The organism is Buchnera aphidicola (Aphis craccivora), from assembly GCF_005082145.1.
GTDB classification, from domain to species: Bacteria; Pseudomonadota; Gammaproteobacteria; order Enterobacterales; family Enterobacteriaceae; genus Buchnera; species Buchnera aphidicola_U.
This window is the reverse complement of record NZ_CP034897.1, coordinates 623,760-632,742: the sequence shown is the minus strand read 5'-3', so window position 1 is coordinate 632,742 and position 8,983 is coordinate 623,760. Positions and strand designations below refer to the sequence as shown.

Annotated in this window: 8 protein-coding genes and 1 tRNA gene; 4 read left to right on the top strand and 5 right to left on the bottom strand. The window is 24.7% G+C overall.

The annotated features are described in order from the left end of the window. The first annotated feature begins 266 nt into the window (after positions 1–266). Positions 267–863, top strand: a complete 597-nt coding sequence (locus D9V60_RS03085; protein WP_158360885.1) for a YfgM family protein — start codon at positions 267–269, stop codon at positions 861–863. A gap of 32 nt (positions 864–895) precedes the next feature. After that, on the top strand, positions 896–2,260 hold the full coding sequence (der, locus tag D9V60_RS03080) for a ribosome biogenesis GTPase Der (protein ID WP_158360861.1): 1,365 nt from the start codon (positions 896–898) through the stop codon (positions 2,258–2,260). Positions 2,261–2,270: 10 nt separating this feature from the next. Here the strand turns inward: der and fdx are convergent, their stop codons facing one another. From fdx to D9V60_RS03055, 5 genes are all read right to left on the bottom strand, one after another. Further along, positions 2,271–2,606 (bottom strand): ISC system 2Fe-2S type ferredoxin, encoded by a 336-nt coding sequence (gene fdx, locus D9V60_RS03075; RefSeq protein WP_158360860.1) that lies wholly within the window; start codon positions 2,604–2,606, stop codon positions 2,271–2,273. Further along, complete coding sequence (hscA, locus tag D9V60_RS03070; RefSeq protein WP_158360859.1) at positions 2,606–4,435, bottom strand: Fe-S protein assembly chaperone HscA; 1,830 nt, start codon at positions 4,433–4,435, stop codon at positions 2,606–2,608. Before hscA ends, fdx begins: the two co-directional genes overlap by 1 nt. A 40-nt stretch (positions 4,436–4,475) precedes the next feature. Beyond that, positions 4,476–4,973 (bottom strand): Fe-S protein assembly co-chaperone HscB, encoded by a 498-nt coding sequence (hscB, locus tag D9V60_RS03065; protein WP_158360858.1) that lies wholly within the window; start codon positions 4,971–4,973, stop codon positions 4,476–4,478. A 92-nt stretch (positions 4,974–5,065) separates the two neighbouring features. After that, the gene (gene iscU / locus D9V60_RS03060; protein WP_158360857.1) at positions 5,066–5,452 is read right to left on the bottom strand and encodes a Fe-S cluster assembly scaffold IscU; all 387 of its coding nucleotides are present in this window, start codon (positions 5,450–5,452) and stop codon (positions 5,066–5,068) included. A gap of 33 nt (positions 5,453–5,485) precedes the next feature. Next, positions 5,486–6,700 carry an IscS subfamily cysteine desulfurase gene (locus D9V60_RS03055; RefSeq protein WP_158360856.1) on the bottom strand — a complete coding sequence of 405 codons (1,215 nt, stop codon included), beginning with the start codon at positions 6,698–6,700 and terminating at the stop codon, positions 5,486–5,488. A 167-nt stretch (positions 6,701–6,867) separates the two neighbouring features. Here D9V60_RS03055 and D9V60_RS03050 point away from each other — a divergent pair. Both D9V60_RS03050 and ilvD read left to right on the top strand, forming a co-directional pair. After that, positions 6,868–6,943: transfer RNA gene (locus D9V60_RS03050), tRNA-Trp, on the top strand. A gap of 181 nt (positions 6,944–7,124) precedes the next feature. Next, positions 7,125–8,978: a dihydroxy-acid dehydratase gene (gene ilvD, locus D9V60_RS03045; RefSeq protein WP_158360855.1), complete on the top strand. Its 1,854-nt coding sequence runs from the start codon at positions 7,125–7,127 to the stop codon at positions 8,976–8,978. Positions 8,979–8,983: the final 5 nt, after the last annotated feature.

Here is an 8,983-nt window from a genome sequence, read left to right as displayed (position 1 = left end):
TCTGTGGATAAGTCATGTGCAGCATTGATAATAAAAGAACTTCTTATATTAATTAACTGTGTACAATCAGTGTTTTTTATAAGAATAACTTTTTAAAAAGTTGTTTATTTTAATAAAAATAGAAAAAAAAATATTTTTTCAAGAATTAGTATTGCATTCATTATAAAAATTTTTTAAAAAATATCTTTTTAATCATAAAAAGATTAATATTATAAATATTTATTTAAAAAAATTTATATTTAATAAAGGGATAAAAAATGTATTTAATGCAAAACAATCAAGTTAAAAAACAAAGTATTTCTAGAAAAAAAGTTTTTTTAATTACTTTTTTTTTCATTATGATTTTTTTTATATTGTTTTTGATCATCAAACCAAAAAACAAGATAAAAAAATTTGAAAAAGCTAAATATGAAGAAATAATAAGAGAGATAAATGCAAAAAAGAATGGGAATTTTTTAAATATAGAAAAATTTATAATAGAAAATGAAAATATTTATGGCACTTTAGCATCTTTATCGTTAGCTAAACAATATGTTTTAAAAAACAATTTGGAAAAAGCATTTATACAATTAGAAACTAGTTTAAAATATACAAAAGAAGAAAATTTAAAAAACATTTTAAGAATAAGAATGGCAAAAATAAGAATACAACAAAATAAATACAAAGATGCAATGCAAATTATTCAGGAAATTAAAGATGATTCTTGGAGAAACATAGCAGAAAACATAAAAGGAGATATTTTTATAAAAACTGGAAATATAAAGTTAGCTATTCAAGCTTGGGAAAAAAGTAAATATTTTGAAGAATCTAAAACATCTAAAGAAATAATTAACATGAAAATAAACGAAGTTCAAACAAAATAAAAAATTTATTTATAAAAAGAGTTAACATAAACATGCTACCTATCATCGTATTAATTGGTCGTACTAATGTAGGAAAATCTACTTTATTTAATATTTTAACTAAAAAAAGAAATGCATTAGTTTCTAGTTTATCAGGGCTTACTAGAGATAGAAATTATGAATTTTGTTATTTAGAAAAAAATAAAAAATTTATTTTAACAGATACTGCTGGCTTTGATTTCGAATCAAAGATCATAAAAACACAAGCTCATAAACAAACATTAATAGCTATGAAGGAAGCTGATTTAATTTTATTTGTAGTTAATGCTCGCGAAGGAATACTTCCAGGAGAATATGAAATATTAAAAAAAATAAGAAAATACCAAAAAGAATCATTTCTTATTATAAATAAAATAGATGGAATAAAAGAGGTTGAAAAAATACATGAATTTTATTCTTTAGGATTTAAAAAAAATATAAAAATTTCTGCAAGTCATAACCAAGGAATTAATCATTTTATTAACAAATATTTAACTCCTTGGATAGAATTTGAATTTAAAAAGATAAAACCAAAAAAAACAATAGAAAAAAAAGAAAAAATAGAAAATTTACCAATAAAAATTGCGTTCATAGGTAAACCTAATGTTGGAAAATCAACATTAATTAATTCACTTATAATGCAAAATAGAATTATCACTTCCAATATACCAGGTACAACATTAGATACTATATCTGTACCTATTAAATATCATAATAAGAATTATATTTTAATAGATACTGCTGGAGCGTCAAAAAAGAAAAGAAAAAAAAATAAAATAGAACAAATATCTATAATTAAAACTTTTAAAACTATTGAAAAGACAGATATAACATTATTAATTATAGATGCAAAAAATGAGCAAAACAAAATTTGTAATCAAAACTTATTATTAATCAATATGATTGAAAAATTTGGAAAACCATTAATCATTATAATTAATAAATGGGATTTATTAAATTTTTCAGAACAAAAAAAATTTAAAGAATTAATAAATTATAAATTAAAAAACGCTTTTTTTTCAAAAATACATTTTATATCAGCACTTACAAAACAAGGAATTTTTGAAATATTTCAATTAGTTAAAAATATTTATCATCAATTTACTAACAAAAAGATAAATACTTCAAAACTCATGCAAATTATGAAAAATGCAATAAAAAAGCATCAGCCCCCAATGATAAATGGACGTCGAATAAAATTAAAATATATACATTTAGGAAGTACGAATCCATTTAAAATTATTATACATGGGAATCAAACAAGATACTTATCATTAGCTTACAAAAAATATTTAAAAAATTTTTTTCATGAAGCCCTAAAAATAAATGGGATACCAATGAAAATGAAATTTAAGGAAACAAAAAACCCATATGTTTAAGTTGAATAAATTAATTATCAGAAACATGATTAGCATTATATAATGGAATTTCTACCTCTATATCGACATCTCCAATAATTGCTTGGCAACTTAGTCGACTGGTGGATTCAAGACCCCATGCTTTATCTAAAACATCTTCTTCTTTTTCAGTCCATCCTGAAAGAGAAAGAAAACCTTTTCGTATGATACAGTGACAAGTGCTACAAGCACATGATTTTTCACACGCATGTTCTAACTTAATGTTGTTAAATAATGCAACATTTAAGATAGTCTCACCTTTTTTGCATTCACAAATAGCACCTTTTGGTAATATAAATTTATGAGGTAGAAAAAAAATTTTAGGCATTATTTAGTCTCATCTGTTTTATTATTTAAAGAGTAATTAATTGCATTTTTTAAACGCAATGAAAAAAAATTCTTAGTCACTTTATCCAGTTTTTTTAGATTTAATTTCATAGAATAAAAATCATCTTGATCAATTGATTTTTCTAATGCCATTGCATGTAATTTTATTTTTTTTAGTTCTTCTATACTAATTAAATGTTTATCTTGTTTTAAAGCATTTGTTAATAAATCTAAAATGTTTTTAGATTCAATTTTTTTTTCTTCTTTAACTCTTAAATAATAATCATTTTTAACATGATTACAATGATCTTTAATAATTTCAGAAGAATTTGTATACTCTAATAATGAATTATCAATTTTAATTGTTTTTTTTCTATCACTATTTTTTTCAAATGCTGTTATGCTAATTAAACCATCAGTATCAATTTGAAACGTAACTAAAATTCTAACTGTACCTGCTTTTCCAGAAGAAATATTTTTTAAGACAAAACGAGAAAGCGAAATACAATGCTTTACAAGCTCTCTTTCTCCTTGAACTACATGAATAACAATACCTGTTTGATTGTCTTTTGAAGTTGTAAATTCTTTTGTTTTTGAAATAGGTATATGACTATTACGAAAAATAATTTTTTCTACAAAACCACCCATAACCTCAATTCCTAACGAAAGAGGAACAACATCTAATAATATTGTTCGTTTTTTACTATGAGAGTCACATGAAAGCATCTTACATTGTAAAGCCGCGCCCATAGCTACTACTTGATCTGGATTAATTGAAATTAATGGATTAATTGTAAAAAATTTTTTAACTTCATGATATACTAATGGAACTCTTGTAGAACCACCTACCATAACAATTTCTTTAATATCCTTTATATTTAAATCTATTTCTTTAAACATTTTTAAACAAATTGACAAAGTTTTTTTAACTAAATGATTAATAATTATATTAAATTCATTACGAGTGATTAATCCCTGCCAATCTAAAATATTAACTTCTGCTGATTGATAATTAGTCAATTTTATTTTTGTTTGTTTTGCTGTTTTTAATAACAAAGCATGAAAAGAATCATCATATTTATGATGTAATAAATTTGCTTTCTTATAGATATAATTTGCTAATAAAACATCAAAATCATCACCACCTAAATTAGAATCACCACTTGTAGCTAATACCTCAAATAATCCTTTGTTTAATTTTAGTATAGAAACATCAAAAGTACCACCTCCAAGATCGTATACAACAATAATGCCTTGTTTATTTTTTTCTAAACCATACGCCATAGCAGCAGATGTCGGTTCATTTAATAACCTCACCAAGTTAATTCCTGATTTAATAGCAGCTTTTTTTATTAAAGAACGTTGAATATTATTAAAATATGCGGGTACAGTTATAACTGTTGTATCCATTTCATTTTTATATAAAAAACAAGCTCTTTTTTTTAAATATTTTAATATTTGACTAATAACATCAGTAGAAGAAATTTTTCCTAACTTAGTATAAAACAAAATATCGTTATTTTGATTTTGTTCTATAAAATATGGTAAAATTGGAAACTCTTTTTTAATAAAACTAATAGACCGACCAATTAAACGTTTTACTGAAACAATTGTATTAGCTGGATCACAAAGTATTTTTTTTTCAGCTTCCCAACCAACTGTAAAACCATCTTTTTTATAATGTACAATAGAAGGTAATAAATAACGTTTTTCATTATCAGATAATAATATAGGACGATTTTTTTCTATAGTAGATACAAGAGAATATGTAGTCCCAAAATCAATTCCTAAAATTAATTTTTTATTAAATTTTTCTTTTAAAAAAATCATATAAAAACATCCTAATTTATTTAATTTAAGTAAAAAATTGTTATGTTTTTAAGTTTTTTTTTATTTTTGTTAAAAACAATAATTGAGATATTGCATTAATAATTTTATTCCAATTCTTATTATAAAATTCAGAATTAATTATATTTTCACAATCTTTAATTTCGTTTTCTATTTTTTTTAAAAAATTATTAAAATGAATTATATCTAAACTTTTTTTTGTTTTTAAAATTTCTAATTCTTCATGTAAAAAAAAATATTTTTTTAAAAAATATTGATTTTCAGATGATAATTTTTCTTGGTTTACTTTAATGTTATTTAATGAAAGTAAATAAATTGATCTATTTAATGAACTTTTTAAAGTTTTATATCCTTTATTAATTTGAATAGATTTTTCTAAGACCCATTTTCTTTTAGATTCGGAATTATTCATAAATAAATCAGGATGAAATTTTAATTGCAATTTATAAAAATTTTTATCTAATAATTCTTTATTTATTTGAAATTTTATTGGTAACGCAAATAACGTAAAATAATTCATAAAGTATCCAAATTATAATGATTTTAAAATACTAAATTAAAAATTAATGTTGAAAAGAAAGTCTTTTCAACATTAAATTATAAAAAAGAATATTATTCTCTATTTTTTTTATTTTTATAATCTGAAATAGCTGCTTTAATAGCATCTTCTGCTAAAATTGAGCAATGAATTTTAACTGGAGGCAACTCTAATTCTTCTACTATGCTGGTATTTTTAATAGATTCTGCTTCCTTTATCGATTTTCCTTTTATCCATTCTGTCACAAGTGAGCTAGATGCAATAGCAGAACCACATCCATATGTTTTAAAACAAGCATCTTCAATAATTCCTTTTTTATTAACTTTAATTTGTAATTTCATTACATCACCACAAGCAGGTGCTCCTACTAAACCACTCCCAACATTAATATCTTCATTAGAAAAAGAACCGACATTACGAGGATTTTCATAATGATCCATAACTTTTTTACTATATGCCATTTTAACTACCTTTCTATGTTAAATTTTATTGCTTTAACTATGATCCCATTCTATACTATTTAAATCAACTCCTGATTTAAACATTTCCCATAATGGTGAAAGTTCTCGGAGTTTAGAAATCGATTTATGAATTAATTGTATTGTATGTTGAATTTCTTCTTTTGTTGTAAATCTACCAATAGAGAAACGAATAGAACTATGTGCTAATTCATCTTTTATTCCTAAAGCTCTTAGTACATAAGAAGGTTCTAAACTAGATGAAGTACAAGCTGAACCTGAAGAAATAGCTAAATCTTTAAGTGACATAATTAACGATTCACCTTCAACATAATTAAAACTAACATTTAAAATATGAGGCGCTCCTTGTTTTAAATCACTATTTAAATATACTTCTTCAATATTTTTGATTCCATTCCATAAATCATTTCTTAAATTATTTAAGTGAATAAAATCATCTTTAATTTTTTTTCTTGCTAATTCAAAAGCTTCCCCCATACCAACAATTTGATGAACTGGTAAAGTTCCAGCTCTCATGCCTCTTTCATGTCCACCTCCATGTAGAGATGCTAATAAACGCACGCGAGGTTTTCGACGAACATACAATGCACCAATACCTTTTGGTCCATATAATTTATGTGCTGAAAAAGACATTAAATCTATAAATGAACTTTTTATATTAACATCAATTTTACCTATACTTTGTGTTGCATCTACATGAAAAAAAATATCACGAGATTTGCAAATTTCAGAAATACTATTAATATCTTGTATAATCCCAGTTTCATTGTTTACATGCATTATAGAAACAAGTATAGTATTTTTTCTTATGTGTTTTTTAAAATCATTTAAATCAATAACTCCATTGTTTTTAGGAGTTAAGTAGGTGACAGAAAAACCTTCTCCTTCTAAATATCTACAAGCATCTAAGACTGATTTATGTTCCGTCTTACTTGTAATAATATGATTTCCTTTTTTTTTATGAAATAAGGCAATACCTTTGATAGCTAAATTATTTGCTTCGGTTGCTCCAGAAGTAAATATAATTTCACGTGAATCAGCTCCAATTAAATCAGATATTTGATTGCGAGCGATATCAACTATTTCTTCTGCTTCCCAACCAAATTTATGCGACCGAGAAGCTGGATTTCCAAACATTCCGTCTATTGTTAAATAATTCATCATTTTCTTAGCAACTTGAAAATCTACTGGAGTAGTAGCTGCGTAATCTAAATAAATTGGAGTTTTCATAAAATTACTTACCTTGCTTATTTTTAATAAAACTAACATTCTATCATTTTCAAAAAAATTTAGATCTAAAAATTAATATACTTTTATAATTAGATTTTTATAAAATCCAAACTAGACTTTTTTAATAATTAAGAATATAATTAATTTTTAAAGATTTAAATATCATTAGGGGTGTAGTTCAATTGGTAGAGCATCGGTCTCCAAAACCGAAAGTTGTAGGTTCAAATCCTTCCACCCCTGCCAAAATTTCACTCGTCATATTTATAAAATAATTTTTAAAATCAATCGATTATATAAAATTATCATTCCTAATAAAAAAATAAAAAATTTAAAAAATCTATATAATAAAAATAAAACATTTATATAGTTTATAAATTTTAAAATTATTTCAAATAAAAATAATATTCTCACGAGGTTATGCAAAATGCCTAAATATCGTTCTTTTACAACGACACAAGGAAGAAACATGTCTGGAGCCAGATCTTTGTGGCGTGCAACAGGAATGAATGATGAAGATTTTAAAAAACCAATTATTGCAATAGTTAATTCATTTTCTCAATTTGTGCCAGGTCATATTCATTTACAAGAAGTAGCTAAAATCATTTCTAAAGAAATTTGGAACTCTGGAGGTGTACCTAAAGAATTTAATACAATTGCAATTGATGATGGAATAGCAATGGGTCATTCAGGAATGTTATATTCTTTACCTTCTCGTGAATTAATCGCAGACTCTATAGAATATGTGATTAATGCACACTGTGTAGATGCAATGATATGTGTGTCTAATTGTGATAAAATTACACCTGCAATGTTTATGGCTGCAATGCGTCTAAATATACCTTCAATTTTTGTTTCAGGAGGGCCGATGGAAGCAGGAAAAATAAAAATTAAAAAAATAACAGAAAAAATTGATTTAGTTGATGCAATTATTCATTCAGGAAATCCTAATAATTCAGATGATTTTATAAAAAAAATCGAATTATCATCATGCCCTACATGTGGATCTTGCTCTGGTATGTTTACTGCTAATTCTATGAATTGTTTAATGGAAGCAATAGGTTTAGCTTTACCTGGAAATGGTACATTATTAGCTACTCATGTTGATCGAAAAAAATTATTTAGACAATCTGCTAAAATAATAGTAAAAATTACAAAAAATTATTATGAAAATAATAACGAGCAGTTTTTACCTAGGAATATTGCAAATAAAAAATCTTTTGAAAATGCCATGATGTTAGATATTGCGATGGGTGGATCAACAAATACTATATTGCATTTATTAGCCGCTTCAAATGAAGGAAATATTGATTTTAAAATGTCTAATATTGATAATCTTTCAAAAAAGACTCCACATATTTGCAAAGTTGCTCCAAGCACTAAGTTATATCATGTAGAAGATGTACACCGAGCAGGTGGTGTTATGGGTATATTAGGGGAATTAAATCGTTGTAACTTACTCAATAATAAAACTAAAAATATATTAGGATTAACTTTAAAAGAAACATTAAATAACTATGATATTTTATCTACGAAAAAAAGCAGTATAATAAAAATGTTTCATGCAGGTCCTGGAGGTGTACGAACAGTTAAACCATTTTCGCAAAATTTTAGATGGAATAAATTAGATACGAATCGTATTACAGGATGTATTCGGTCTTGTCAAAATGCTTATAGTAAAGAAGGTGGTTTATCTGTTTTATATGGTAATTTAGCAAAAAATGGTTGTATAATAAAAACTGCTAGTATAAGTCAAGAAAATTATATTTTTTCTGGAACAGCAAAAGTATTTGAAAGTCAAGAAGACGCAGTTAAATCAATATTAAATGGGGAAATTATTGCTGGAGATGTTGTAGTTATTCGATATGAAGGTCCAAAAGGCGGTCCAGGAATGCAAGAAATGTTATATCCAACAACATATTTAAAATCTATGAATTTAGATAAAAAATGTGCATTAATCACTGATGGCCGGTTTTCTGGAGGTACATCAGGATTATCCATAGGACATATTTCACCAGAAGCAGCAAATAAAGGAATAATAGCATTAGTTGAAAATGGAGATAATATTCAAATTGATATTTATCAAAAAAAAATTCATTTAAATATTACTGAAAAAGAACTAAATAATCGAATAATAAAAGAAAAATTAAAAGGTGATAAAGCATATAAACCATTAAATCGAAAAAGAAAAATTTCCTTAGCATTGCAATTTTACGCTTCTTGTGCAACTAGTGCAGATACTGGTGCTATAAGAGATAAAAACAAATTATTTAATCTTTAAAGTAT